Annotated in this window: 22 protein-coding genes; 11 read left to right on the top strand and 11 right to left on the bottom strand. The window is 62.8% G+C overall.

What is annotated here, in order from left to right; translation table 11 throughout:
* Positions 1-17: 17 nt before the first annotated feature.
* A complete protein-coding gene (locus tag M1L53_RS02875) occupies positions 18-1,316 on the bottom strand; it encodes a T3SS (YopN, CesT) and YbjN peptide-binding chaperone 1 (RefSeq protein WP_054187243.1) in 1,299 nt (432 codons plus the stop codon).
* A 140-nt stretch (positions 1,317-1,456) separates the two neighbouring features.
* A complete protein-coding gene (locus tag M1L53_RS02870) occupies positions 1,457-2,515 on the bottom strand; it encodes an SDR family oxidoreductase (RefSeq protein ID WP_042926153.1) in 1,059 nt (352 codons plus the stop codon).
* A 90-nt stretch (positions 2,516-2,605) separates the two neighbouring features.
* Here M1L53_RS02870 and M1L53_RS02865 point away from each other — a divergent pair, with 90 nt between their 5' ends.
* Both M1L53_RS02865 and M1L53_RS02860 read left to right on the top strand, forming a co-directional pair.
* The gene (locus M1L53_RS02865) at positions 2,606-2,917 is read left to right on the top strand and encodes a helix-turn-helix transcriptional regulator (protein WP_007735219.1); all 312 of its coding nucleotides are present in this window, start codon (positions 2,606-2,608) and stop codon (positions 2,915-2,917) included.
* A 150-nt stretch (positions 2,918-3,067) separates the two neighbouring features.
* The gene (locus M1L53_RS02860) at positions 3,068-4,459 is read left to right on the top strand and encodes an amidase (RefSeq protein ID WP_054187242.1); all 1,392 of its coding nucleotides are present in this window, start codon (positions 3,068-3,070) and stop codon (positions 4,457-4,459) included.
* On the opposite strand, the gene M1L53_RS02855 is transcribed toward M1L53_RS02860, so the two are convergent.
* On the bottom strand, positions 4,451-5,182 hold the full coding sequence (locus M1L53_RS02855; RefSeq protein ID WP_003946042.1) for an MBL fold metallo-hydrolase: 732 nt from the start codon (positions 5,180-5,182) through the stop codon (positions 4,451-4,453). The two genes, M1L53_RS02860 and M1L53_RS02855, sit on opposite strands and share 9 nt — an antisense overlap.
* On the opposite strand from M1L53_RS02855, the gene M1L53_RS02850 reads away from it, so the two are divergent.
* Positions 5,148-5,843, top strand: a complete 696-nt coding sequence (locus tag M1L53_RS02850) for a hypothetical protein (protein ID WP_261949200.1) — start codon at positions 5,148-5,150, stop codon at positions 5,841-5,843. The genes M1L53_RS02855 and M1L53_RS02850 overlap by 35 nt on opposite strands.
* On the opposite strand, the gene M1L53_RS02845 is transcribed toward M1L53_RS02850, so the two are convergent.
* Genes M1L53_RS02845 through M1L53_RS02835 form a run of 3 tightly spaced genes read right to left on the bottom strand, consistent with a single transcriptional unit; the run spans position 5,811 to position 8,357 of the window.
* A complete protein-coding gene (locus tag M1L53_RS02845; RefSeq protein ID WP_050655949.1) occupies positions 5,811-6,470 on the bottom strand; it encodes an enoyl-CoA hydratase-related protein in 660 nt (219 codons plus the stop codon). The two genes, M1L53_RS02850 and M1L53_RS02845, sit on opposite strands and share 33 nt — an antisense overlap.
* Positions 6,467-7,126, bottom strand: a complete 660-nt coding sequence (locus M1L53_RS02840; protein WP_003946066.1) for a TetR/AcrR family transcriptional regulator — start codon at positions 7,124-7,126, stop codon at positions 6,467-6,469. The genes M1L53_RS02845 and M1L53_RS02840 overlap by 4 nt, the downstream gene beginning before the upstream one ends.
* A gap of 43 nt (positions 7,127-7,169) precedes the next feature.
* Entirely contained in the window at positions 7,170-8,357 is a 1,188-nt protein-coding gene (locus M1L53_RS02835; RefSeq protein WP_054187241.1) for a CaiB/BaiF CoA-transferase family protein, read from the bottom strand.
* A gap of 282 nt (positions 8,358-8,639) precedes the next feature.
* Between M1L53_RS02835 and M1L53_RS02830 the strand changes: the two genes are divergently transcribed.
* From M1L53_RS02830 to M1L53_RS02820, 3 genes are all read left to right on the top strand, one after another.
* Positions 8,640-9,755, top strand: coding sequence for an XdhC family protein (locus tag M1L53_RS02830; protein WP_054187262.1), 1,116 nt, complete (start codon positions 8,640-8,642; stop codon positions 9,753-9,755).
* Positions 9,756-9,857: 102 nt separating this feature from the next.
* A complete protein-coding gene (locus M1L53_RS02825) occupies positions 9,858-11,501 on the top strand; it encodes a PucR family transcriptional regulator (RefSeq protein WP_054187240.1) in 1,644 nt (547 codons plus the stop codon).
* 148 nt (positions 11,502-11,649) lie between these two features.
* Complete coding sequence (locus M1L53_RS02820; protein ID WP_054187239.1) at positions 11,650-13,083, top strand: uracil-xanthine permease family protein; 1,434 nt, start codon at positions 11,650-11,652, stop codon at positions 13,081-13,083.
* 87 nt (positions 13,084-13,170) lie between these two features.
* On the opposite strand, the gene M1L53_RS02815 is transcribed toward M1L53_RS02820, so the two are convergent.
* From M1L53_RS02815 to upp, 4 genes are all read right to left on the bottom strand, one after another.
* Complete coding sequence (locus M1L53_RS02815; RefSeq protein WP_007735211.1) at positions 13,171-14,682, bottom strand: carboxyl transferase domain-containing protein; 1,512 nt, start codon at positions 14,680-14,682, stop codon at positions 13,171-13,173.
* Positions 14,679-15,905: a CaiB/BaiF CoA-transferase family protein gene (locus M1L53_RS02810; protein WP_054187238.1), complete on the bottom strand. Its 1,227-nt coding sequence runs from the start codon at positions 15,903-15,905 to the stop codon at positions 14,679-14,681. Before M1L53_RS02810 ends, M1L53_RS02815 begins: the two co-directional genes overlap by 4 nt.
* Before the next feature lie 289 nt (positions 15,906-16,194).
* Entirely contained in the window at positions 16,195-17,892 is a 1,698-nt protein-coding gene (locus tag M1L53_RS02805; RefSeq protein ID WP_039973473.1) for a PucR family transcriptional regulator, read from the bottom strand.
* Positions 17,893-17,984: 92 nt separating this feature from the next.
* On the bottom strand, positions 17,985-18,608 hold the full coding sequence (gene upp / locus M1L53_RS02800; RefSeq protein ID WP_007735207.1) for a uracil phosphoribosyltransferase: 624 nt from the start codon (positions 18,606-18,608) through the stop codon (positions 17,985-17,987).
* Between the two features lie 223 nt (positions 18,609-18,831).
* On the opposite strand from upp, the gene M1L53_RS02795 reads away from it, so the two are divergent.
* Positions 18,832-19,941, top strand: a complete 1,110-nt coding sequence (locus M1L53_RS02795) for a ring-opening amidohydrolase (RefSeq protein ID WP_054187237.1) — start codon at positions 18,832-18,834, stop codon at positions 19,939-19,941.
* Here the strand turns inward: M1L53_RS02795 and M1L53_RS02790 are convergent.
* Positions 19,935-20,075, bottom strand: a complete 141-nt coding sequence (locus tag M1L53_RS02790; protein ID WP_155277953.1) for a hypothetical protein — start codon at positions 20,073-20,075, stop codon at positions 19,935-19,937. The two genes, M1L53_RS02795 and M1L53_RS02790, sit on opposite strands and share 7 nt — an antisense overlap.
* Between M1L53_RS02790 and M1L53_RS02785 the strand changes: the two genes are divergently transcribed.
* The 4 genes from M1L53_RS02785 to M1L53_RS02770 all read left to right on the top strand — a co-directional run bounded on the left by M1L53_RS02785 (position 20,067) and on the right by M1L53_RS02770 (position 25,533).
* Positions 20,067-21,545, top strand: coding sequence for an amidase (locus tag M1L53_RS02785; protein ID WP_007735205.1), 1,479 nt, complete (start codon positions 20,067-20,069; stop codon positions 21,543-21,545). The two genes, M1L53_RS02790 and M1L53_RS02785, sit on opposite strands and share 9 nt — an antisense overlap.
* Positions 21,546-21,585: 40 nt before the next feature.
* Positions 21,586-22,809: an aspartate aminotransferase family protein gene (locus M1L53_RS02780; RefSeq protein WP_054187236.1), complete on the top strand. Its 1,224-nt coding sequence runs from the start codon at positions 21,586-21,588 to the stop codon at positions 22,807-22,809.
* 292 nt (positions 22,810-23,101) lie between these two features.
* Positions 23,102-24,541 carry a uracil-xanthine permease family protein gene (locus tag M1L53_RS02775; RefSeq protein WP_003945984.1) on the top strand — a complete coding sequence of 480 codons (1,440 nt, stop codon included), beginning with the start codon at positions 23,102-23,104 and terminating at the stop codon, positions 24,539-24,541.
* 89 nt (positions 24,542-24,630) lie between these two features.
* The gene (locus M1L53_RS02770) at positions 24,631-25,533 is read left to right on the top strand and encodes a xanthine dehydrogenase family protein subunit M (protein WP_054187235.1); all 903 of its coding nucleotides are present in this window, start codon (positions 24,631-24,633) and stop codon (positions 25,531-25,533) included.
* The last annotated feature ends 1 nt before the right edge of the window (position 25,534 follow it).

Here is a 25,534-nt window from a genome sequence, read left to right as displayed (position 1 = left end):
CGCTCGATTTCCGGTTCTCAGGCCTGATCGTCGAAGAGACCGAGTTGGGTGGGCGCTGCATCCTTGGCGGGCAGTACGACGACGCGCAGTCCGCGCCTGAGGTTGCGGATCGCGTGCGTCCACGCGCGCTTCTCGCCCGCACACAGGTCGGTGTCGTCGTCCTTGCGGCGGATGGACTCGGTCAACGCCTCGTGCCAGGCAGTCTCCTGCTCCTGGCTGATCCGCAGGTAGTCGAGAATGGTGTCGCGGTCGTGCTCACAGATCACGGCAACCTCTTCGGCGCTGAGCTCGCCCGTTCCGTCTGCGTCGAGTTCGAGGAGCGCCATGAGAGCCGGCGGAAATTCGTGGCACTCGTGTGACTCGTATTCGGCACCGGGATCTTCGTGCTCGGAGGCCATGCCGTCGTTGAAGGCGGTGTCTCCGGTTGCGCGGATGGGTTGCCCGCCCAGTTCTTCGGCGAGTTCGTCGGATGCTTCGGCCAGTTCGGCGAACGAGCGCAGAGCCCGCAGCAGGTGCTCGGCGACGAAGGGTGCGCCGTCCACGCGGACCACGCCCAGCACACTCTGCTCGACGAGAATGAGCTTGATGGTCGGCCATTGCCGATTGAGCTGAGCAAGAATTACAGCAGCGTTCTCGAGGTTCTCCACCGAATGCACGACCCGCGAGAACACCTCTACGTACTCGTCGTCCTCGAGAACACGAACATAGGTGATCTGCTCACCGCGGACCAGCGGGATATCGCCGTCGTCGTCACGCTTGGGCGGATGACCGAGAAGGCGCTCGACGGCCCCGTCGACCAGGATCCGCAGCATGTCGCCCGAACCCGAGGGAGCGTGAGACGGCGTCGTGGCGAACGCCGGCGTCGACTCGCGCCCACTAGTGCTGGCACGCAGGAACGACGGGTGCGCAATGCTCCACATTTCGCGGAATACGCGCAACACCTTTGTCACCAGTTCCTCGGGACGAGCGCGGTCGACGTCGATGTAGAAGGACATGGACCCATTGCCCTCGGGTTCGTGCTCGCACAGATCGGGAGCGTTGAACCCCATGTCGAGCAGCGCTGAATGGTCTTCCGGTTCGAGCATGCGCAGTGGATGCAGAAACCTGTTGGAAGGAACTTCACAGCGCACGGAGGTCTGGTTCCACGCGAAGAACTGGATGCACGCGGGTGCGTCGGCCAGTTCGTCCATGCTGTCGTAATGCGACTCCACCACGAGGGTGTCGTCGTCCTCCATCACGGAGATGTAGCGAGCGAGATGAGTCTCGAAAGTAGTCCAGGCACTCAGGATTTCCAGATCGAAAGTATTGTCCGACATCGTCGCTCCTCTGGTCCGGGGGCGCATGGGGCCCTACCGACGACTCGCCGAAACCCCTGCTTTTCAAACCCCGCCTACGACGTTAGTCGTGGGGTCCGACAGTGACAGTGTTCGTAGGATCCGAAGCGACCGTGTTTCAGTCAGGGGATTATCTTCCGAGCCTGCAGATTGGCGAAGATGTCGAGGAACATCGCTTCGGTGTCGACGTGGCGGTGAAATCCGAACCGCCGAGCTTTCGATCCGTCAGCGAAAAAGTCGTAGTCCCATCCGAATACGAAGTCACCGAACCCCCAGGACGAGACATCGGAATACGGGGTCCGAGCAAGTTGGTGTTCCTCGACGAGTTCATCCCACACCGACTCCTTGTCCGCCATTGCGACATCGAGGGACATCGGGAGCGGAGGTGCGACGTCCATGTCGAAGAAGGCTGCGATCTTCGGCCACATCTCCTGCCAGCGGAACAGGTCGCCGTTGTTGATGTTGAACGCCTGATTTGCGCACTCGGGGTTGGTCGCGGCCCAGACCGTCGCTTCGGCCAGGAGTCCGGCGTCGGTCATCTCGATCAAGCTGGTGTACGCGCCGGGCTTGCCGGGGAATCGGAGTGGGACACCCAGTTTCTTCGAGATGGTCGCGTAGACGGCGATGACCATCGCGAGGTTCATCGGGTTACCCAGTGCGAATCCGGAGACGACCGAGGGTCTGATCGCCGACCATGTCCACGACTTGCCGAGCTGCCTGCGTTCGAGGAACTGCTGTTGGTCGACGTTGAACTCGGGTGGCATGTGCGGTGGATCGCTCTCGCGGGCCGGAGTTTTGAACGGTCCGAGGTGTGCCCCGTAAACCTTGTAGCCCTGCATCAGGCTGACGTGCTCGAGTCCGCCCGCAACGGGCTCGATGGCGTCGAGAGTGTTGACCAGCATCGCCAAGTTGGGCGGAACCAGCTCGGCCCATGTCGGGCGGTCTTGATAGGCGGCGTAGAAGACGTGAGTGACGTCGCCCAGTCCGCTCAGTGCCGCTGCAGTCCGGTAAGGATCGAGCAGGTCGACTGCGATGTGTTCGACCCGGTCGGTGTCCGTACCGCCTCGCCGCGAGAGTCCGATGATCTTCCATTCTCCGGTCGACTCGAGGTGATCGATCAAGTTCCCACCGATCACGCCTCGGGCTCCGACCACGAGTGCCACTTTGTCGTGCTGCACCATTTCAGCCCCCATTGGTATATCGCGATGTTGCGATATAGAGAGTGAACCACACATATCGGCATTTCGCGATCTAGCGGTATGCTCACGAACATGGAAGACGCAACAACCGAGTGGGAAACGGCGTTCAAGGCGCTGGCCAACCCGATGCGTGTGCAAATCCTGCAGTGGTTGAAAGACCCCGGGAGCTTTCCCCCTCAGCTCGAGCCTGCTGAGGAGGTCGGAGTGTGCCTCAAGCACATTCAAGCGAGGGCGAAGGTGTCGCAATCGACGGCGTCTCAGTACATGGCCGCACTCCAGGCCGCGGATCTGGTGACCACCACACGAATCGGTCAGTGGCGGCATTACAAACGAAACGAGCAACAGATCGAGAAGCTTGCTGCATTCATCAGGCAGGGTTTGTAGGTACCAGCACCTGACCGATCCCTCCGGGGCCGCCAACGTTGTGGCAAAACCTCACATCGCCGGCGCCGTCGGTATGTGCATTGTGGTCGTTTCTCGGGTTGCTCGTTGTCCTTACGCTCGGCAGAGGGTACTGGCAAGGAGAGGCGTGCGATGAGTCGTGAGAGCTGGGTGGGCCGTGATGCCCGATCCATCGCCGAGGCCGTGCGGTCGGGTCAGGTGTCGGCGCGGACCGTCGTCGAAGAACATCTCGCACGGGTCGACGAATGCAATGTCGAACTCAACGCACTGGTCACCGTGTGCGCCGAGGAGGCTCGCACGGCCGCGGATGCCCTGGACGAGCGACGCCTTCTCGGTGAGACACTCGGCCCCCTTGCCGGGGTTCCGTTCACGGTCAAGGACCTGATCGCCACTGCCGGCGTGCGCACCACTGCCGGTTCTCGCACTCTGGCGGACAACGTCCCGGCCGTCGACGCCCCGGCCGTCGCGGCATTCAAGGCTGCCGGTGCGATTCTGATCGGCAAGACCAACACCCCGGAATTCGGCGCGTGCGGCCTGACTCGAAACGAACTGTTCGGAACCACGGCCAGTCCGGTGCGACCGGACGGCGTCGTCCGGTCCCCCGGCGGATCGAGTGGCGGCGAGTCCGCGTCGGTTGCTGCCGGAATGAGCGTGCTCGGACTCGGTACGGATTTTGGTGGCTCGGTGCGTTGGCCCGCCCACTGCACCGGCCTCACTTCGGTTCGCCCGACGCTCGGCCGTATCGACCCTGAAGGGCAATACCCCGGCGTGCTTTCGGATGGACGGGTACTCGCCAATCCTGCGACGATGCACGGCACGATCCAGACCATCGGCCCACTGGCCCGCAACCTCGGTGATGCGGCGCTTGCGTTGCGCGTCCTGTCGAAGCCGCATTTCTCGTGGAGCGAGCCTGATTCGGTCGACGTCGACGACCTCGACATCCGCTGGGCCACCGGCGAGGGAACGATTCCCGTCGACGAAGAAATCCGGTCAGCGGTTCGGACGGTGGCGATCAGCCTGGACGCGAGCGAGTACGACGGTCTGGCTCTGCCGCGGGCCAACGCGCTTTTCGGCGCGTTGCGATCGGTCGAGACCCACGCGGACATCCACTCTCTCGCCGCAGGTTCAGCGCACTCTTTCGACGCGGACATCACCGCCATGCTTGCGGCAGGCCGTGATCGCAGTTCCGCCGAGGTGGAAGCGCTGTGGGCGGATCGTGCGATGTTGATCGCCGACTTCCTCGACGAGATGGGCGACGTCCTGATTCTGCCGGTTGCGTCGGTGCTCGCTCCGCCGCTCGGTGTGGAGAGCTTCGAGGTGGGCGGTCGCAAACTCACGTGGATGGACGCGCTCGCGAGTTGCCGGGCGATCAGTGTGCTCGGCCTTCCGTCGGTCGTGGTTCCGGTAGGACTCTCCCGCAACGGTTTACCGGTCGGAGTGCAAGTGGTGGCCCGGCCGTTCCACGAGCACGTTGCGCTGTCCGTGGCGGCGCGAATCACGTCGAATGCGCAAGCTCTAGTCTGACTTCCATCTTTCGGTTTCGGCTGCGAAACGTGTTGCGTACGAGTCGGCAAGGTCGTGAAGCGTGGTGACGCAGTCGCCGTAGTACGTCGGTGCATGCATGGTAGCCAGAATCCGCGGCTCGAGGTCGGCCAGGGCGCGGATCGTGGGTTCGAGATCCGGGGTGAGGCAGGTGGCGTGGCCCAAGTCCTCGGCTTCCAAAGCGGGACCGACGATTTCGTGCTCGGTGGTCGCGGGGTGGTGCCCGAACGCAGTGAAGAGATCTCCGCAGAACAGCGTCGACGTCGTCTCCTCGAACATCAGACCCGCGTCCCAACCGTGTGGGACGTGTGGGGTGTCGATGTGCCGGACTCGGCGGCTGCCGGTTTCGAGTACGTCGCCGTCCTGCAAGGGAAGTGGCGCCCGATCGGCCAGATCGTTGACCTGGACGAAGCACCCCATCGCACCGTGTGCAACTTGCGCTTCGGGGGCCGCCGCAAGCCAGGAGTTCATGGACCCGCATTCGTCGGCCTCGACGTGACCGAACGTGATCCATTTCAGACGGTCGATGTCGATCAGCGTGGAGAGTGCGTCGGAAGCCGAGGTGAACAACGCTCGCTGCCCGGTGTGGAAGAGCAAGGGTTCCTCGCCGTCGACGAGAAACTGGTTCATCGTGAGGTTCGCTTCGTCCACGAAGGTCGACAGTCGGTAGATGTCCGGCGCGATTTCGGTGATCGTGGTGGTCATCGCTGTGCTCCGATCAGGGCTGTTGTACATGTCGAGCTGTCTTCTCCAGCCTTCTCGCCGCCCCGCGCCTGCACAAGGTTCTGGACGTGCTTACGGCTCTGCAATAGTGGAGGACGTGTTCGTACTGCTGCTGACAGGCCCGCCGGGCGCGGGGAAGAGTTCCGTGCTGACCGCGCTTCACGATCGACTCGGCGAGGCCGGGGTGAGCAACGCGATGATCGAGGTGGACGAACTCGAGCGGTGCTATCCGCCGCTGGGGGCCGAACGGGCAATCTCACACGTCGGGATGCTGTCCGCGTCGTACCGGGAAGCGGGGTACGGACTCCTGTTTCTCACGGCGACCGTCGAAGACGACGACTACGGGCGCGCCCTGCTGGCCGCGACCGGCGCCGAGGGGCACCTGCTGGCGCGCCTCGAGGCCGATCCGGATACGTTGCGTACCAGAATCATCGAACGTGAACCGGCCGGCTGGGCCGGGTTGGACGAGTTGGTGGAGGCGTCACAACTGCTGGCCGGTTCGATGCCGACGCTCAGTGGAGTCGACGTGGTTCTGAGCACCGAAGGCCGCGATCCCGAAAGTGTTGCCGACGATCTGGAAGCGGCTCTGCGAGAACACAGTCCGTCGCTTCTAGCCGTCGGTGTTCAGAGCGGTGACCACTGAAGCGAACATCGTCGACTTGATTGCCCCCAGTGTGCCCGCATTCTTCGGGCCGATTGGTGCAACCATTTCGATGGCCTTGGCGGTCAAAGCGTCGACGGATGCGGTGAAGTCCACCAAACCGGCTGCGAATGCGTCACTTCCGCCGTATCGCCGCCCCGTGGTCATGGCGACGATTGCCGACGCCGGGCTGAGTTTGGCCTGGATGAGAGCTGCCATTCCTTCAGTGAAGGGGATGTTGATGTCCACCTCCGGGAAGCAGTAGTAGCCGCGATCATCGCGCATGACGCGGTAATCGTGCGCGATGCCGAGCATGGCGCCGGCTCCGAAGGCGTGGCCGTTGATCGCCGCGACGGTGGGCATCGGGAACGTCAGCATCCGAGCGAACAGCGACTGCACCTGCTGCACATACCACTTCGCCTTGTCGCCGTTCGCGCCCAGCCAGTCGAGGTCGAGTCCGTTGGAGTAGAACTTGCCCGTCGCCGTGGTGACCAGGGCATGTGCGCCTTCGCTCAAAGCCTGGTCGAGCAGCTTGTCGACGGAACCGAGCCAATCCGGCGAGAATCGATTCTCGTCCTCGCCGAGATCGAGAACGGCGATCTTGTCTTCGAAGCGCAGAGTTGCGGTCATGATTGGCCTTTCCTGTTGCGTGGCTTGGGCAGTGGTGGGTCGAGATGCAGAACCGCTCGAACGGCGGCATCCAACCGCGCGCGTGCTGCGGCGTCGGGGACTCGCCAACCGTCGGCGCGTTTGGCGGGATGAATGAGTAATCCGGTAGGCAGGCCGACAACACAGGCCTCGATTGCCTCGACGGCTCGGCCGTCCTTGCGGCCCCAGAGCGCGGTCGACAACCGGATGAACAACTCGACCAGAGACCGGTCGAGTTGTGTGAGTTGCTCGGCGATGTCGGCAGGGACGTCGGTGCCGAGCAGTTCGTCGCGCTGGATCGTCAACAGCAGCAACGCGGATTGTGGGTAGTCGAGCGCGAAGACAGCCGGAACTTCGGCGGCCGCGACGACGGCGGAAACCGCCGAAGTCGGCGACGGGTCCGCGAGAGCGTCGTCCACTCTCGATTGTTGAAGCGCGAGAAATCGTCGCGCAGCACGCAGCCACGCGCTACCGACCAGTCCACTGCGAGAGCCGAATGCGTGATAGATCGCCCCGTTGGATACACCGGTGGCGTCGGAGACTGCCCGGACCGTGACAGCGCTCGGCCCGGCGGTGGCGGCTAGTTTTTCGGCAGCGTCGAGCAGGGTGTCGAGGTCGTGGACGCGTGGCCGAGGCATGAACGCACAGTAACAGAGCGTCTGCTCTGTTACTAGTGTGCGGTCAGATCACCGAATTTGCGCGAAGATCCTCGATCTCCTCCGGGCGCAGGCCGAAGTCGGTGAGTACGTCGTCGGCGTCACCGCCGAGAGTCATGGGTGGCCCATTCCTGACGGGAAGGGTCTTGCCGTCCACCCAGAACGGTCCGCGGACAACGGGAATCGACGTTCCGTCGGCGCTCTGGGTCTGCTCGACCATCTGCAATGCCTCGACCTGCGGGTCGGAGAACACCTGATCGATCGAATGGATCGGGCCGCAGGGGATTCCGGCACCGCGGATCTCGGAGATCCATTGCGCCGCGCCCTTCGTGGTCAGTAGGTCCTCGAGTTCTTTGGTCAGTTGGTCTCGGTGCGCCAAACGTTCTTTACCCGTGGCATATTCGGCACGGAAGGCGAGCTCGGGGTCGCCGAGTACCGAGCACAGTGCGATCCAGTGCTTGTCCGAGCCGGTGGCAATGTTGATCGGGAAGTCGGCAGTGTCGAAAGCGCCGTACGGCGTGATCGTCGGGTGCGTATTGCCGTTCGGCGTCGAAACCCGCCCGGTGCTCAGGTAGTCCTGCGCCTGGAAGGTCATGATCGAGATCGCGGATTCCAGCAACGAGGTCTGCACGCGGTGCCCACGACCGTCGCGACCGCGAGAGGCAAGCGCCGCCGTGATGCCCAGCGCTGCGTAGATGCCCGAGACCGTGTCGATGATGGGGATACCGACCCGCATCGGGGTCTGTTCCCCGGCACCGGTGACCGACATCAGCCCGGACATACCCTGGGCCACCTGATCGAGTCCGGGCGCGAACTGGTCCGGGCCCACCGGGCCGAAACCACTGATGCTCATCACGACGAGCCCGGGATTCTCCTGCTCGAGCGAGTCGGGATCGAGCCCCATGTCGGCCAGTACTCCCGGACGGAAGTTCTCGACCAGCACATCTGCGTCGAGGGCCAGGCTGCGAAGCAGTTTCCGCCCGCGGTCACTGCGCATGTCGATGGCGATCGACCGTTTGCCGCGGTTCACGGAAGCGAAGTAGAGGCTTCGATCGCCGTCGAACGGCGGCCACTGACGTGAACTGTCGCCGGAGCCACGGGTTTCGACCTTGACCACGTCGGCGCCGAAGTCCGAGAGCAGCGACGTGCACAGAGGGCCCGCGAGAGCACGGGTGAGGTCGAGAACTTTGATACCGCTGAGCAATTGGTCCATGGGGGAAACCTCGGTTCTGTGGTGTGCAACGTCGCCCACTCGATCCGTCGCACCATCTGCGTGAATTGCCGCTGCAGTGATCGTCGGAGAGGGGAAGAATGAAGGTCAGGCCTGCTTTCGGCTGGGCTCGGTGACAACACTGGTCGAGAGCGCAAGGTGATGCGACGGCGACATTGCACAACTGCAGGGCCCGGATTTAGGCGCATTGTGTGACAGGCAGGATTGCGGTGGGCCGATACCGTGAACTCTCTACGGACGGCGATGCAAGCGGGAGGCGAGGCGATGCGCGACATTTCCACTCAGCTGGCGCAGTGGCACGCCCGCGGCGAGGATTTTGCACTGGCGACGGTTGTCCGTACCTGGCGATCCTCACCGCGCATGCCCGGTGCTTCGATGGCCGTCTCACGCTCCGGCGAGGTGGTCGGCAGCGTTTCGGGCGGGTGTATCGAGAGTGCACTGTACGAGATCGCCCAGGAGGTTCTCGCCGACGGCACCAGTCGTGTCGAGGTCTTCAGCGTCTCCGACGACGACGCCATCGGAGTAGGGCTGACCTGCGGCGGAACCATCGAAGTGTTCGTCCAGGCCGTCGGAGCCGATTTCGTCGAGTTCGGTCAGGTTTGTGAACGGATCGAGGCCGATACGCCCGTCGTCGTGGTCACCGAAGTGCGTCCGGGAGCACCGGCACGGCACCTCGTCGTCGAGCACGGCCGACGCAGCGGAGATCTGGATGCCACGGAGGACGAGGTGTCCATCCTGCTGCGCACGATGGACACCGGTGAGTCCGTCGCTTTTGTCGCGCCGGCGGGAACTCTCATCGATTCGCAGCACGACCTGCTGGTCGAGATCTTCGCGCCACTACCGCGGATGTACGTGTTCGGGGCCATCGACTTCGCGGCCTCGATGTGTACGTTGGGCGCCTTTGCGGGTTATCGCGTGACCGTCGTGGACGCACGGCCGGTCTTCGCGACACGGGCGCGCTTTCCCGACGCCCACGATCTGGTCGTCATGTGGCCACACAAGTTCCTCGAAACCGCACCGATCGACAACAAAACCGTCCTGGCCGTGCTCACGCACGACGAGAAGTTCGACATCCCCCTGCTCGAGATCGCGCTGCGTTCGCCGGCTGCGTACGTCGGCGCGATGGGAAGTCGTGCGACGCATGAGCGTCGGGTTGCGCTGTTGAAGGAGCGAGGCGTCACCGACGTCGAGTTGGGGCGTCTGCACTCACCGATCGGGTTGGATCTCGGCGCGAGGACACCGGAGGAGACTGCAGTGTCGATCCTCGCCGAGATGACCAAGACCCTGCGCAATGCCTCCGGTTTGGAACTGCGGGATCTGCAGGGGCCGATCCACCCGCCACCTCAGGAGAATCCGACCGCCCTGCATCGAACGGCCTGAGTCGACTGCGCTGAATTCGGACATCTTGTGTTCGGTGGGGATAGGATCGTTTCTTTCGTGAACCATCTTCCGTGATCCGAATGAAATCGAGGTGCCTGCCAAGTGGCAAACCCGGCCGTACCGGCATCCGAGGTGAATGCTGTTCTCTCCGAACTTTTTCGAACCCAGCTCCTTCCTGGTGTTCGAAAGGTCGCCGGCGGCTGCGAAGACCCGACGGTAGCCCGGGTGGGATTCATGGCGGTTCCGGACATCGGACCGTGGCTGCGGCACGGACAGTTGCTGATCACCACGCCGGAAACCCTCGCCAGGGTCACCGAAACCTTCAAAGCATTTGTCGGACGGTTGTCGACGCGAGGTGTTGCGGCACTTGCCGTCCAATTCGGCGCAGACGGGGACACTCTCGCGCCGGAGCTGGTCGACGCGGCCGAAAGCGCCGGCTTCCCGCTCCTGGTTTTTCACGGTGCGTGTGATCACCCTGCGGCGAGAGACCGTGAGCAGACGGAGTCGGCCCAGATCGACGCCATGTTCGGGGCCGAGCGCTTGCGACGGCTGCTGGTCGACGTCGTGATGGGCGGCGGCGGCCTCCCGCAATTGACCGAAGTCATCGCACGGGAGATGAAGGGCGCCGCCCTGATCACCACCTCGGACGGACGCGAGATCTGCCGCGCCGGGGACGCCGCGGAGCGCAAGCATCTGTCTGCCTGTCCCGCCGTCGATTCCACCGGTCGTCTGCGGACCGACACCGTCGAGGGCGGATTGGGTCTGCACGAGTTCGACGGTCAATTCATCGCGGTGTCCGCGATTTCCGCCAATCACATCGACCACGGGCGTCTCGCGTTGTTCACCGGTGAGCGCGTGATGACGAGTTACGACCAGTACCTGGTCGAGCGGGCCGCGTCGGTGTGTGCGTTGGTCATCACCCGCGAACAAGCCGTGGCGTCGGTGGAGGAACGCCATCGCGCCAACTTCGTTCACGACCTGCTCCTCGGTCGGGCCGGGGACCACGATCACGTTGTCTCCCATGCCAAGACATTCGGTTGGGACTTCGACCGCCCGCTGGTGATCGTCTCGATCGAGCCGGACCCGGTCGACGAACCGGCCTCGGTGGCGCCCGCTCGGCTGCCTGTTGTCGATCGCCAGGCGATGGCGTTCTCCGGGGCGATCGCCCACCGCGATCCCGGTGCGGCGGTGACCGCGCTGACGGGCGAGACGGTGATCGTCATGGGCGTCGGCACTGACACGATGGCATTGGTGCGGGACCTCGTCACGGTCGTTCGCGGTGAAGGTGGCGGCGGGAGAAGGCCGTTCAGTGTCGGGGTGTCCCGGCCGACAGCGGCGATCGACGCAGTCCCCGCGCTCTACAGTCAGGCGCGCACCGCACTGACCGTCGGGCGACGGATCTCCGGTCCGTGGACGGTGACTCAGTTCGACGATCTCGGTGTGTACAGACTGCTCAGTCTGGTCGAGGACGAAAACGAGCTGGAGACGTTCGCGCGGGAGACACTGCGGGAACTGACGGAGGAAACTGCCGAAGCGCAGGACATGCGCAAGACATTGGAAGTCTTGCTCGCGACCAACATCAACATCGCCGAGACAGCGCGCAAGCTCCACTTCCATTACAACACACTGCGTTACAGGGTCGTTAAGCTGGAGAAAATGCTGGGACCCTTCACGGCGCAACCCGAGCTACGGCTGGATCTGTCTCTAGCACTGAAGATAACCGCGATGCGCGGCATCAATCACTAATATTGCCAATCCGAGTCCGTGGGTTCTGGCAGATTGTCATCACGTCGATACCCCTGCGCTGTAATAGCGTTTCACTCCAGTCACGGTGTTTTGTGAGCTGGAGCACACTCAGCGTTCGGACACCTTCCTCTGCACGAAAGGTCCCATCATGCCGATTTGGACGTTGCACGGAGATGGAAAGAACATCAAACCGGGTGAAGTGGTCGCTCCCGGCGAGCGGCTCAGCTGGGGAAGAACCATCGGGCTGGGCAGCCAGCACGTGGTGTCGATGTTCGGCGCGACGTTCGTCTTCCCGATCATCATGGGGCTCAATCCTCAACTTGCCGTGATGATGTCGGGTTTCTGTACGCTCTTCTTCCTGCTGGTGGTCAAGGGACGCATCCCCAGCTACCTCGGTACGTCGGCGGCCTTTGTCGGTGGTATCGCCGCCATTCGTGCCCAAGGCGGAACATCCGCAGAGGTGACCGGCGCGATCCTGGTGTCCGGACTGGTCCTGGCAGCCATCGGTATCGCGATCCACTTCCTCGGTGGCCGGGTCGTATTCAAGGTTCTTCCCCCGGTGGTGACCGGCGCAGTGGTGATGCTGATCGGATTCAACCTGGCACCCGTCGTCGCGGGGCTGTACTGGCCACAGGACCAGTGGGTGGCTCTTATCGTCATGGTGGCCCTGATCGTCATGAGTATCGCGCTACGCGGCTTCATGGCGCGCATCGCCATCTTCCTGGCGCTGATCTTCGGCTACGTCCTCTCCTGGGTCCTCGACCGGGTCTCGGGGACGATCACCTCCTACGACGCAGGCACCGGTCAGATCACCGAGCACTTCCGCGTCAACTGGGATTCGGTGCAGTCGGCGTCGTGGTTCGGGCTTCCTCCGTTCTCGGACGAGGCCAACGGAATCGTCGGCATCCACGCTCCGTCGTTCAGCCTCACGTTCATCATCCTGGTCCTTCCGGGTGTCATCGCGTTGATCGCGGAGAACGCGGGCCACGTCAAGGCCGTGGCCGAGATGACCGGGGACGACCTCGACCCGTACATGGGACGTGCGCTCGCCGGTGACGGTTTCGCCACCGCTATCGCCAGCAGCGTCGGCGGTTCGCCCACCACGACGTACGCCGAGAACATCGGTGTCATGGCAGCGACCCGTGTGTACTCCACCGCCGCCTACGCGGTTGCCGGCATCGTCGCCATGATGCTCGGCTTCTCCCCCAAGTTCGGTGCCGTCATCTCGGCGACGCCCGGCGGTGTTCTCGGCGGAATCACTGTGGTGCTCTACGGCATGATCGGTCTGCTCGGCGCCAAGATCTGGAAGGAGAACGGCGTCGACTTCGGGAATCCGCTCAACCTCATGCCGATCGCGGCCGGCCTCATCATCGGTATCGGCGACACGGCCCTGAAGTTCAGTGACACGTTCTCGCTCAGCGGCATCGCGCTCGGCACCATCGTCGTGATCGGGATGTACCACCTGTGCCAGTTCATCGGTTCGAAGAACCCGGAACTGAATGCGAAGAATCCGGAACCGAACAAGCCGGATTCGAAGACTCCCGGCGGCGAGCGGGAGGAACCCGCCAAGCAACTCACGTGACGCTTGGCTGAGTGTGCTCGATCGACGAAGGCCGGACATCCTCCGCGGAGGATGTCCGGCCTTTCCGGTGTTCTGGGTACTGATCGATCAGACGGAGGTACTGGCTTCGACCAGGCCGATACGGTCGATGCGTTCGGTGCGGGTGTTGAGCCGTTCAGTCGCATCGGTAGCACTGAGCACGCTCAGCTCGTAGTGCAGTACCGCTCCGACTCGAGTGCAGAAGGCGGCGGATTCGTCCGCGGCATCGGGAAATTCGGGGATGACCCGATCGACGATGCCGCCCGCGAGCAGATCGAAGGACCTGATCCCTTGACTGGCTGCCATGTCCGGCGCGTGCGTGACGTCGTGGAACATGATCGCGCTCGCACCTTCGGGAGGTAAGGGCGAGAGCCAACCGTGGCGGGCCGCCAGCACTCGATCGGCCGGAATCAGTGCCAGGGCGCCGCCGCCCGTGCCCTGCCCGAGCAGGAGGGAAATGGTGGGGACCTCGAGTGAAATCATGTCGGCTATGCACCGAGCGATCTCGCCCGCCAGTCCGCCTTCTTCGGCCTCCTTCGACAGTGCCGCGCCCGCTGTGTCGATGATCGTCACCAGCGGCAGGTCGAGTTCTGCGGCCAGCCGCATACCTCGCCGAGCCTCCCGCAGAGCGCCGGGGCCGAGTGGGGAGTGAGCAGTCTGTCCGCGCCGGTCCTGTCCGAGAAGGACGCAGGGCATGTCGCCGAAGCGAACGAGCGCGAGCATGATGCCGGGATCGTTCTCGCCCTGGCCGGTTCCGTTGAGCGGGAGCATGTCCGAGGCGGAATTGAGCAACACTTCCCGTATCCCCGGTCGGTCTTCGCGTCGGGATGCGACGACGGATTCCCAGGCTGACGTATCGGGTGGGCAATCGTACGAGCACGGGTCACTGGGCAATAAGTACCCACGATGCGCCCCGGTGATGATGCGCAATGCGCGTTCGACGATTTCGGCGAGCTGGTCTGGCGGCCTCACTGCATCGATGAGTCCGTGCTCGTGAAGGTTCTCCGCTGTCTGGACACCGGCGGGGAAAGGTGAGTTGTACAAGGCCTCGAACACTCGAGGGCCGAGGAATCCGACGAGGGCCCCCGGTTCCGCGATCGTCACGTGACCGAGTGATCCCCAGGACGCGAATACGCCTCCGGTGGTGGGGTTTCGGAGATAGACGATGTAGGGCAGGTGCGCTTCTTTGTGCTTGATGAGCGCCGCGGTGATCTTGACCATCTGCAAAAACGCCGTCGTCCCCTCCTGCATACGCGTTCCCCCGGACGTGGGAAGCGCAAGAAGGGGCAGCTGCTCTTGGGTGGCTCGACGGATGGCGACGACGAGGCGTTCTCCCGCCGCCACGCCGATCGAACCACCGAGAAAACCGAACTCGCAGACGATGATTGCCACACGGCGGCCTCGGACGGAGGCGCTTCCGGTCAGGACGGACTCGTCGAGCCCGGTCTTCTCCTGGGCTCGCAGAAGTGCTTCGGCGTAGTCGGAGTCGGTCGCGACGGGAATCGGAGGGGTATCCCACGACTCCCAGGTGCCGGCATCGATCACCAGGTCGAGCAAGTCGCGAGCCGTCAGGCGGTTCATCGGGTGAATCCTTGTAGCCATGACATGATTTCGTCAGTGTCTTCACCGAGAACCGGAGGTGCAGTGTGGCGGGTCTCCGTCACTTCGGTTCCGTCCGGATCGAAAAATCGTAACGGTGGACCGGGCAGTGTGATGTTTCCGAGCGTGCTGTGGTCGACGTCGACGAGCAATCCCTGTGATCGGGTCTGCTCCCATTCGTACACTTCGGAGATCGTCCGAACCCGTCCTGCCGGTACTCCGATGCGGTCGAGTTCGGTCAGAAGCTCGTCACGCGAGTACGGCTTGAAGGTACGTTCGATCAATTCGACGACCTGGAAATGATTTTCGACGCGTTCGGCGTTTGTTGCCATACCCGGGGTGTCAGGGTCGAGGTCGAATCCTTCGCAGAATCTTCTCCACAGGCTTTCGCTGCCGACCGAGATCTGTACTGCGCCATCGCCGGTACGAAAGAGCCCGTACGGTGCGATGGAGGGATGGTGGTTGCCCTGCGCTGTGCCTACCTCACCGGCGACGGTCCACTTCGTTCCTTGAAACGCGTGAACACCGACCACGCTGGCCAAGAGCGACGTTCGGACAACGCGGCCTTTCCCCGTCTGTTCGCGTTCCTTCAAAGCCGCGACGACGCCGAACGCCCCGTACATTCCGGCGAGAAGATCGGCGATCGGAACTCCGACTCGTTGAACGTCGTCCGGATTCGAGCCGGTCAGCGACATGAGTCCGGCTTCCCCCTGGGCGATCTGGTCGTAGCCGGCGCGACCGCCTTCCGGGCCGTCGTGGCCGAAACCGCTGATGGACAGGACGATCAGTCGAGGATTGAGTTCGGCCAGCCGCTCGGTGGAGAATCCGAGTCGATCGAGAACTCCGGTGCGGAAGTTCTCCATGAGAACATCGGCGCGGCAGACGAGATCTTCGAGGGTCGCGCGCCCACTGTCGGATTTCAGATCGAGCGTGATCGACTTCTTGTTCCGGTTCGTGGACAGAAAATACGTCGATTCCCGTTGCGTGTTCGGTGGTTCCAACGTGGGCTCCACAAAAGGCGGCCCCCACCCACGGGTGTCGTCGCCGCCGTGAGGTGATTCGACCTTGATCACGTCGGCACCCAGATCGCCGAGCATCATTGCCGCGTGAGGACCCGCGAGTGCGCGCGTGAGGTCGACGACTATCACGTCGTGTAACGGACCACTACGAGCACTTGTGTTGTGAGGCTTCGAAGTCGAGTTCATGTCGCACCGCCGTGTTCTGGTGTAATTGGCTGAGCCAGTTGGTGGTTGAGGCCTCCGTAGTTCGGTCGACTCCGGTCCGCTGGACCGAGAAACCGGCCAGGGCCACTGAAGGAGGTATGTGCGGCCCGTCTTTCGAACCGTAAGCGGGCACCGGTGAACGGCACATGGGTAACCTTGCCGACGACGGGTGTCAGTGGTGGGTAAGAAGTGACGAACGCTCACCGGGCGGCGCGATTGCGGTTGTATCGAACCGTTATCGGGACGTTCTGTCAGCTCATATCGTGCGAAGTCATGACATTTCGTGCATCTTCATGACCTGCAGGGCGAGTGAGACGTTCAATCGAAGGACGGGGTCGTCGGTGAACGATCCGACGACGCTCTCCAGCTTTCCGATTCTGTAACGCAAAGTGTTGTAGTGCATGTGCAGCGCCCGGGAGGCCTCGGCGACATTGCAATTGCAGTCGAGCAGGGTCTGGAGTGTCAGACGCAGGTCAGCGGCTTCGGCGTTGTCCGCCGACAAGGACTTCAGAACGTCATCGGTGAACGAACGCAGTTCGCTCTTGTCCGTCTGGAGCGAGAGGAGTCGGTGTACACCGAGTTCGTCGAAGTGTGCGATCTGCCCCGGCCCGTTGATACGTCGGCCGACGACCACGGCTGTACAGGCTTGGTCGTAGGCCGCGGGTAGATCGGCCAGGGAGTAGATCACCCGGCTCACTCCCGTGCTGAAGGATCGGCGGCCGCTGGTGCGATCGCCGGCAACCTTGCGCACCAACCCTTCGATGTCCCGAACCGCACGGTCGGTGCTGGTCGGGAAAAGCGTGACCACCTCGTGTCGAAACCCGACGGACGGCGCTGTCCGCTCGTGTGTTCGTACCACTTGTTGCCAGCCGTCGCTGAGTCGATCTTGGTCCGTGCGAGTGGAATTCGCGTGCTGGGATTCCGGGTGATCGACGTCGAGTTCTGCAACCACAACGGTAAGTGGACGAGTGACATCCCACCCCAACTGGGTGAAGTGCGCGCTCACTTCCGCCGGCGAGCCGGCTTCGCCTATCAGTGCGTCGCGGAGGAAGTCGCCGCGGAACTTGGATTCCACTGCCGCAACTGCCAGCTGTTTGGTGACGGCCAGCGCGGCAACGGTGGCCGCTCGCTCCAGCGCTTGAACGACAACTGCGCCGAGTTCGTGGGTGCCGGCGTACGCCACCATTCGGCCGTGGTCGGTGCCGCCGGCCACCACCCGGGTGAGCGCCAACTGACCAGGAAATCCTTTGGGCGCGTTCTGTAAACCGACAGCGACCCGTTCGGTCAGGAACCGACCGGTGCTTTCGAACAACGGAAGCGCGTTCAGCGCGGCTGAATCTCCGGCCTCCGTCAACACTCTTCCGTCCGGCGAGCAGATGAGAACGCTGACGTCGAAAAGCGCGGCGAATTCTGCGGCAATCTGAGGTAGATCGCCACCTTCCAAGACGATCGACGTCAACGAGCGGTGAAGTCGATCGGCAATGTCGAGTGCCGCGGACTGCTTCGCCACCAACTTGGTGAAGACCTCCGAGATCACCTCGTCGAATCCCGCGGTGACGGGAAGAACCAACAGCGGAAGCCCTCGCTGCTCTGCCATGTGCAGCATCGCCTCGGGCAGCTCGTCGAGATAACGGCCCGTTTTCACGGCAAGTGCCGCGACTCCTCGACGTGCAAGACCGTCGACGAGGTCACTGAGATCTGTGTCGTCGAGAAGCTCGCCGGTTCGCCCGTAGCGCAGCGGGAACCCGGTTGTCACCAACAACTCGTTCGGCTTCACCCAAGCGAGGATGTCCGGTACTTCCATCACGTTCACCGATTGAACGAGGTGGCGCAAGCCCCCGTGCCCGGCAAGGACTTCGGCTCCACGCAGACTGGGCAGCTCGAGGACATCCCGAACTGTGAGTCTGTAGTCGCCACCTTCTGGCAAATGTTGAAGCTCTTCGCTCGAATATTTGGCAGATCTATCCATGTCGCGAGACTACGCTCGATCACGCGACGAACATTGTCAACAGTTGACGAAAATAGCCTCTCGGAATGAGCGGTTCTCCGTATGTCTGCCAACTACCGCGGCCCGAATTGGCGATCGCCCGCGTCTCCGAGTCCAGGTATCAGGAAAGCATTTTCGTTCAGGCCGTCGTCGATGCTCGCTGTGAGGAGCCGGACCGGATGTCCGGAGTTCTTCAGTGCTTCGATCCCTTCCGGAGCCACGACGACACATATTGCAGTCACATCGGTGGCTCCGCGTGCAATGAGCAGATCGATTGTGCGGACGATGGATCCACCGGTCGCCAACATCGGATCGAGGACGTAGACGGGGGTGCTCGACAGATCAGCTGGCAGGGACTCCAGATACGGAACCGGCTGGTGTGTCTTCTCGTCTCGTGCCATTCCCACGAAACCGACGCCTGCCTGCGGAATAAGGGCACTCGCCTGTTCGACCATGCCGAGGCCCGCTCGCAAGACCGGGACCAGGAGCGGTGGATTCGCCAGCCGCACCCCCAGCGTCGGAGCAACTGGCGTCTCGATGTCGAACTGTTCCAGTTCTGCGCCGCGCATGGCCTCGTAGACCAACATATGGGTCAGTCTGCGCAAGGCGGACCGGAACGTTGCGTTGTCGCTGCGAGCGTCGCGCATGGTCGTGAGCAGCGATGCCGCCAGCGGATGGTCGACAACAGTGGTGTCCATGGTCGAATCGTAAGTGAGAACCGATGTGGCGGCGCACAACCGGTGAATCGGAGTCGAAATAACCAATCGCGGTTTTCGTTTGGGCAAGTATTGACGATGCCGATGGGTTCGAGTCGTCATAGCGTGGTCGACACGGCAGTTCCGAACCGCTCGGCTGGACTGAGCGCCCGGAGCTGTCAAGGCCCAATTTTGCCTCCACGATTCCCTATACAAGGAGATGCCAATGCCCGAAGCAATCGAGGTCCGTAAGGTTCCGCTACACAGCGTCTCCGACGCCAGTGAGCTCGCCAAGCTGATCGACGACGGTGTCCTCGAGGCCGACCGCGTCATTGCAGTCATCGGCAAAACCGAGGGTAACGGCGGCGTCAACGACTACACACGCATCATCGCGGACCGAGCGTTCCGAGAGGTTCTCTCCGCCAAGGGTAATCGCAGTCCCGAAGAAGTGGCGGAGGTGCCGATCGTCTGGTCCGGCGGCACGGACGGCGTGATCAGCCCGCACGCGACGATCTTCGCGACCGTGCCGGCAGACAAGGTCACCAAGACCGACGAGCCGCGACTGACCGTGGGTGTCGCCATGAGTGAGCAACTGCTGCCCGAGGACATCGGCCGTACGGCCATGATCACCAAAGTTGCTGCGGCAGTGAAAGACGCGATGGCCAATGCCGGCATCACCGATCCCGCCGACGTGCACTACGTACAGACCAAGACTCCGTTGCTGACAATTCACACCATCCGTGACGCCAAGAGCCGCGGCAAGACTGTGTGGACCGAACAGACTCATGAGTCGATGGACCTGTCCAACGGCGGAACGGCTCTGGGGATCGCGGTTGCGCTCGGCGAAATCGACATGCCGACCGACGAGGATGTCATGCACAGCCGCGAACTCTTCTCCTCTGTCGCATCCTGCTCGTCCGGCGTCGAGTTGGACCGCGCGCAGATCGTCGTCGTCGGTAACGCACGTGGCGTCGGCGGACGCTACCGGATCGGCCACAGCGTGATGAAGGATCCGCTCGACCAGGACGGCATCTGGGCGGCGATCCGTGACGCCGGACTCGAACTTCCGGAGCGGCCGCACCCGAGCGACCTGGACGGTCAACTCGTCAACGTGTTCTTGAAGTGCGAGGCCAGTCAGGACGGAACGGTCCGTGGCCGTCGTAATGCGATGCTCGACGACTCCGACGTGCACTGGCACCGCCAGATCAAGTCGTGTGTCGGCGGAGTCACGGCAGCTGTCACCGGCGATCCGGCAGTGTTCGTCTCGGTATCGGCAGCGCACCAGGGTCCCGAGGGCGGCGGCCCAGTCGCTGCCATCGTCGATCTCGGTCAGTAGTAGGCAAGAACCTCGCTGGAAACCTCGACAGTCGCGCCGCCACCGGCAATTCGTCCTCGAATCAGTTGCCGGTGGCGGCGAGTCCGCCGCGGCGTACCCCACTTCACTGCTTGAAAGGATTCACGATGGTTCATGCTGCTGACCCTGTCGACGAGAGCGTTTCCGGTGCGCCCGAGAATCGCGAACTCGTCATGGCCGATGCGGTCACGCTCAGTGGTCTGATACGCAGGCGTGAAGTGTCGTGTGTCGAGGTGATGGACAGCTTCCTCGATCAGATCGAATTACATAACCCGGCGGTGAACGCGATCGTCGCATTGCGGGATCGGGAAGCGTTGACGGCGGAGGCGCGCGAGCGTGATTCGCAGTTGGCGAGTGGGGAGTATCTCGGTTGGATGCACGGGTTTCCGCATGCGGTGAAGGATCTTTCGGCAGCCAAGGGTCTGCCGTTCACGTCCGGGTCGCCGATGTTCGCGGATCGAATCGCCGAAGATGACGAACTGTTCGTCAAGCGGATCAGGTCTGCCGGTGCCATTGTGATCGGCAAGACGAACACACCGGAGTTCGGACTCGGATCCCAGACGTACAACCCGGTGTGGGGTACGACGGTGTCGCCGTACGACAATTCGCGCACTGCCGGCGGTAGCAGCGGTGGCGCCGCAGCGTCGTTGGCGCTCCGCATGTTGCCGGTGGCTGATGGAAGCGATTACATGGGTTCGCTCCGAAACCCGTCGGCATTCAACAACGTTGTTGGGTTTCGACCATCCTGGGGTCGGATACCGGAGACGGGATTCATCGCTCAGGGCGCCGTTGTGGGCCCGATGGGCCGAACCGTCACCGACGTGGCTCACCTGCTTTCCACGATGGCGGGGCCGGATGCTTATGCACCGTTGGGGATTCGTGAGGATCCCGCGGTATTCACCGAAAGCCTCGCACGTGATCTGAAGGGCTCTCGGATCGCATGGGTCGGTGACTGGAACGGTTACCTGGCAACCGAACCTGGAGTTCTCGAGTTGTGCGAATCCTCGTTCGAGGTCTTCGAACAGTTGGGGTGCCGCGTCGAGGCGGCGCTTCCCGACTTCAAACCCGAGGACATCTGGCAACTGTTCTTGCGGTGGCGTTGGTGGGCACAGCTCGGCTTGATCGATCAGTACAACGATCCGAGCTTGCGCGAGTTGATGAAGCCCGAACTGTTGTGGGAACTCGAGCACGCGGTCACACTGTCGGCTCTCGACGTGACCAAGGCCGCGGAGGCCCGCAACGGCTGGCTGTCGGCCATTACCAAGATGTTCGAAACCTACGACTACATTCTTGCGCCCAGTGCCCAGGTGTTTCCTTTCGACAAGAACACTCACTGGCCCGAGACCGTCGACGGCCGATCGATGGACACGTATCACCGGTGGATGGAGACGGTTGTTCCCTGGACGATGGCCGGGGTTCCGGTTGCGGGGATGCCGGTCGGCTTCGACGATCGTTCGCTTCCCATGGGTATCCAGATCATCGGTCGGCACGGAGCCGACTTGGACGTACTCCAACTCGCCTACGCATTCGAGCAGGCAACCCAGTGGGTCGAGCGGGTTCTTCCGCCCGCACTCCGCGTGAACTGACCGATCTATTTCGAACGTATCCAGTTGGGAGAGAAAGACGATGGCTTCGGCATTGTGGCACGGGTTCGCGGACATGGGCGCTGTGGAGAAGAACGGCGCGTTTGTCGTCTCTCGCGGTGAGGGCGCGTACATCTGGGACCGCGAGGGCACTCGGTATCTGGATGCGACGGCGGGCCTGTGGTTCACCAATGTCGGGCACGGGCGCACCGAGATCGCGGATGCGGTGGCGGCTCAGTTGTCGAAGATCGCTCATTTCTCCAACTTCGGTGATTTTGTTCCCGAGACCACGCAGGTGTTGGCCGAGCGTCTGGCGGCCATCGCGCCGGTTGCCGGGAGCAAGATCTTCTTCACCTCGGGTGGTTCGGATTCGGTGGACACTGCGGCGAAGCTGGCTCGCCGGTACTGGCACGAGGTGGGGCAGCCGGAGAAGACGATCATCGTCGGACGCCAGAAGGCGTATCACGGAATGCACGTTGCGGGAACAGCTCTGGCGGGTATTCCGGTGAACCGTGAGGGGTACGGCGAGCTGATGGCGGATGCGGCGACCGTCGGCTGGGATGATGCGAAGAGTCTGCTCGAGTTGATCGAGAAGATCGGTGCGAACAAGATCGCGGCGTTCTTCGCGGAGCCGATCATCGGTGCGGGTGGGGTGTATCTTCCGCCGGAGGGGTATCTGGCGGAGGTGCGTGACATCTGCCGCGAGCACGACATTCTGTTTGTCGTCGACGAGGTGGTGACCGGTTTCGGCCGGATCGGTGGTGAGTGGTTCGCGTCCACTCGTTTCGATTTGCAGCCGGACATGATGACCACGGCAAAGGGTTTGACGTCGGGTTATGTTCCGATGGGTGCGGTGTTCATCGCGCCGCGGGTGACGGAGCCGTTCTATGCCGGTTCGTGGTGGCGTCATGGGTACACCTACGGCGGGCATGCCGGTGCTGCTGCGGCGGCGATGGCGAACCTGGACATTCTCGAGCGTGAGAATCTGCTCGCGGAGTCGAAGCGTTTGGAGGCGTCGTTGCATACGCATCTGCAGCCGTTGGCGGAGCATCCGCGGGTGGCGGAGGTTCGTAGTGGGCTCGGTGCGGTTGCTGCGGTGCAGTTGGCTGATCCGGCGGAGGCGTTGCCGTTTGTGAAGACGCTTCGTGAGCACGGTATTTCGGGTCGCGCTGCGGGTCAGGGTGCGATGCAGATTTCGCCGACGTTTGTCATGAGCGACGATCAGGTCGCGGAGATGGCAGCGGGAATCCTCGCAGCCCTCGGCTAGGACTGTCGTTTTCCGTTGACAGACATCGTGTTACGGAATCATTAAGCCGAAGAAAATGTTTGGGCCCTTCGTGGCGTGGTCCTCATTTCGGTCGAAACTGCCTCCAACACTGACGATGACCCCTGCCCGCATCATCTGCCACCATTGTTGCCAATCTCGGTGAGTGGGTTCTGGCAGATTGTCATCACGTCCAAATCTCGGTCCTGCATTAGCGTTTCACTCCAGACACGGTGTTTGTGAGCTGGGGCACAAAGCATTTCGAACACCTTCCTCCTTTGCGAAAGGTCTCGTCATGCCGATCTGGACGTTGCACGGAGACGGAAAGAACATCGGAGCCGGTGAAGTGGTCGCTCCCGGCGAGCGACTCAGTTGGGCGAGAACCATCGGGTTGGGCGGCCAGCATGTCGTGTCGATGTTCGGCGCGACGTTCGTCTTCCCGATCATCATGGGCCTCAATCCTCAACTTGCCGTGATGATGTCAGGCTTTTGTACGCTCTTCTTCCTGCTGGTGGTCAAGGGGCACGTCCCCAGCTACCTCGGAACATCCGCAGCTTTTGTCGGTGGCGTTGCCGCCATTCGTGCCCAAGGTGGAACGACGGCCGAAGTGACCGGTGCGATTCTGGTGTCGGGGTTGGTTCTGGGATTCGTCGGCATCGCCATCCACTTTCTCGGCGGTGGCGTCATCAGTAAAGCGCTACCGCCGGTGGTCACCGGCGCTGTGGTGATGTTGATCGGCTTCAACCTGGCGCCCGTTGTCGCGGGGTTGTACTGGCCGCAGGATCAGTGGGTGGCACTGATCGTGATGGTTGCACTGATCGTGATGAGCGTTGCGCTACGCGGCTTCCTGGGACGTATCGCCATTCTCGTCGCGCTGGTTTTCGGCTACATCTTCTCGTGGGTCCTCGACCGGCTCTCCGGTCCGATCACGTCCGCCAGTGGTAGCGGCGCACCCACCGAGCACTTTCGTGTCAACTGGGATTCGGTGCACTCGGCGTCCTGGTTCGGGTTGCCGCCGTTCTCGGACGAAGCCAACGGGATCGTCGGTATTCATGCTCCCTCGTTCAGCCTCACATTCATCGTTCTGGTGCTTCCCGGTGTCATCGCACTGGTCGCGGAAAACGCCGGACACGTCAAGGCGGTCGCCGAAATCACGGGCGACGATCTCGACCCGTACATCGGACGCGCCATTGCCGGTGACGGTTTTGCCACCGCCATCGCCAGCGCAGTAGGCGGCTCCCCTACGACGACTCATGCCGAGAACATCGGTGTCATGGCTGCCACGCGGGTGTACTCGACCGCCGCGTACGTGATTGCGGGTTTCATCGCGATCCTGCTCGGCTTCTCGCCTAAGTTCGGAGCAGTCATGGCGGCGACGCCCGGCGGCGTCCTGGGCGGAATTCTTGTGGTTCTGTTCGGCATGATCGGTCTGCTCGGCGCCAAGATCTGGAAAGAGAACGGCGTCGACTTCGGGAACCCGCTGAATCTGATGCCGATTGCCGCCGGTCTGATCATCGGTATCGGCGACACGGCGCTGAAGTTCAGTGACACGTTCTCGCTCGGAGGTATCGCGCTCGGCACCATCGTCTTGATCGTGATGTACCACCTCTGCCGGCTCGTAGGGTCCTGGAACCCTGAACTGAACAGGCCGAAGTCCGGCAGGCGGCCGGGCGCAACGCCGGGGGCGAATGCGTCAGATGACGAACGCGAAGAGCCCGTGGCGCAGCTCACGTGATGCCAAGTTGAATGTATGCCAGGTATGACCCGTGACCGTTGTCACATCTGCACAAAACGTGAAGTGACTCATAGAGGCAGGATTGAGTAATGAAACCGTCGCCGCTGACTTATCACCGACCGTCCTCGGTCGAGGACGCGTGCCGAATCCTCTCCGAGGTCTCTCACGAGGGGAAGGTGCTCGCCGGTGGGCAATCGCTTGTGCCGCTGCTGTCCATGCGCCTCGCCGCGCCCGCCCACATCGTCGACATCGGATCGATCCCGAACCTCGCTTCGGTGACCTCGTCCGAAGACGAAGGAGTGCGGTTCCAGGCCCTGGCCACGCACTCGGTGCTGGCGGCCGACGAAGGTGCTCGTCGAGTCCAGCCTCTGCTGAACCGTGCTCTGCAGTTGGTAGCGCACCCCACGATCCGTAACCGCGGGACGAGCGTCGGCTCCATCGTCCATGCCGATCCGTCGGCGGAGATGCCGGCAGTCCTGACGCTGCTCGGGGGCAGCGTGACCGTCCAGTCGGTGCGTGGCACCCGCGAGATCGCGTCGACGGATCTCTTCGCCGGCCCTCTCGAGTCGAGCCTGGAATCAGACGAGATCGCGGTGTCGGTGTCGGTGCCCGCCGCCGAACCCGGCGTGGGAACCGCCATCGACGAGATCGCGCGTCGTCACGGTGACTATGCACTGGTCGGCGTCGTCGCCCGGATTCGCGTGGTCGACGGTCTGGTGACCGAAGCGCACATGACGTACGTGTCCGCCGGAGAGCTGGGGCAGGTCGTGGACTACACGAACGTGCTGGCGGGGGCGTCCGCGACGGATCAGCGAGACCCGCGGTGGCGCACCCTCGGGGAATGCGCCCGCGCGCAGATAGATACCGAGGCAGACATTCACGGGACGGCGGCGTACCGCTCGCAGTTGGTGTCCGCGCTCACGGCGCGGGTCGGCTTCGTGGCGGCAACGGATGCTCTCAGTGAGAACGCAGTACTGGCAGGAAAGTGGTGAC

This window comes from Rhodococcus sp. T9N, assembly GCF_024436645.1.
GTDB lineage: Bacteria > Actinomycetota > Actinomycetes > Mycobacteriales > Mycobacteriaceae > Rhodococcus_F > Rhodococcus_F qingshengii.
The sequence above is the reverse complement of the archived record's forward strand: the minus strand, read 5'-3'. Positions and strand labels throughout refer to the sequence as shown.

Excerpts from the sequence above, each read along its gene's own strand:
- M1L53_RS02795 (WP_054187237.1), top strand. The coding sequence starts at position 18,832 with ATGCCCGAAGCAATCGAGGTCCGTAAGGTTCCGCTACACAGCGTCTCC.
- M1L53_RS02810 (WP_054187238.1), bottom strand. The coding sequence starts at position 15,905 with ATGAACTCGACTTCGAAGCCTCACAACACAAGTGCTCGTAGTGGTCCG.
- M1L53_RS02835 (WP_054187241.1), bottom strand. The coding sequence starts at position 8,357 with ATGGACCAATTGCTCAGCGGTATCAAAGTTCTCGACCTCACCCGTGCT.
- M1L53_RS02875 (WP_054187243.1), bottom strand. The coding sequence starts at position 1,316 with ATGTCGGACAATACTTTCGATCTGGAAATCCTGAGTGCCTGGACTACT.
- M1L53_RS02770 (WP_054187235.1), top strand. The coding sequence starts at position 24,631 with ATGAAACCGTCGCCGCTGACTTATCACCGACCGTCCTCGGTCGAGGAC.
- M1L53_RS02780 (WP_054187236.1), top strand. The coding sequence starts at position 21,586 with ATGGCTTCGGCATTGTGGCACGGGTTCGCGGACATGGGCGCTGTGGAG.
- M1L53_RS02830 (WP_054187262.1), top strand. The coding sequence starts at position 8,640 with ATGCGCGACATTTCCACTCAGCTGGCGCAGTGGCACGCCCGCGGCGAG.
- M1L53_RS02860 (WP_054187242.1), top strand. The coding sequence starts at position 3,068 with ATGAGTCGTGAGAGCTGGGTGGGCCGTGATGCCCGATCCATCGCCGAG.
- upp (WP_007735207.1), bottom strand. The coding sequence starts at position 18,608 with ATGGACACCACTGTTGTCGACCATCCGCTGGCGGCATCGCTGCTCACG.
- M1L53_RS02850 (WP_261949200.1), top strand. The coding sequence starts at position 5,148 with ATGTCCGGCGCGATTTCGGTGATCGTGGTGGTCATCGCTGTGCTCCGA.
- M1L53_RS02865 (WP_007735219.1), top strand. The coding sequence starts at position 2,606 with ATGGAAGACGCAACAACCGAGTGGGAAACGGCGTTCAAGGCGCTGGCC.
- M1L53_RS02840 (WP_003946066.1), bottom strand. The coding sequence starts at position 7,126 with ATGCCTCGGCCACGCGTCCACGACCTCGACACCCTGCTCGACGCTGCC.
- M1L53_RS02845 (WP_050655949.1), bottom strand. The coding sequence starts at position 6,470 with ATGACCGCAACTCTGCGCTTCGAAGACAAGATCGCCGTTCTCGATCTC.
- M1L53_RS02815 (WP_007735211.1), bottom strand. The coding sequence starts at position 14,682 with ATGAACCGCCTGACGGCTCGCGACTTGCTCGACCTGGTGATCGATGCC.
- M1L53_RS02790 (WP_155277953.1), bottom strand. The coding sequence starts at position 20,075 with ATGAACCATCGTGAATCCTTTCAAGCAGTGAAGTGGGGTACGCCGCGG.
- M1L53_RS02870 (WP_042926153.1), bottom strand. The coding sequence starts at position 2,515 with ATGGTGCAGCACGACAAAGTGGCACTCGTGGTCGGAGCCCGAGGCGTG.
- M1L53_RS02820 (WP_054187239.1), top strand. The coding sequence starts at position 11,650 with ATGCCGATTTGGACGTTGCACGGAGATGGAAAGAACATCAAACCGGGT.
- M1L53_RS02775 (WP_003945984.1), top strand. The coding sequence starts at position 23,102 with ATGCCGATCTGGACGTTGCACGGAGACGGAAAGAACATCGGAGCCGGT.
- M1L53_RS02785 (WP_007735205.1), top strand. The coding sequence starts at position 20,067 with ATGGTTCATGCTGCTGACCCTGTCGACGAGAGCGTTTCCGGTGCGCCC.
- M1L53_RS02855 (WP_003946042.1), bottom strand. The coding sequence starts at position 5,182 with ATGACCACCACGATCACCGAAATCGCGCCGGACATCTACCGACTGTCG.
- M1L53_RS02805 (WP_039973473.1), bottom strand. The coding sequence starts at position 17,892 with ATGGATAGATCTGCCAAATATTCGAGCGAAGAGCTTCAACATTTGCCA.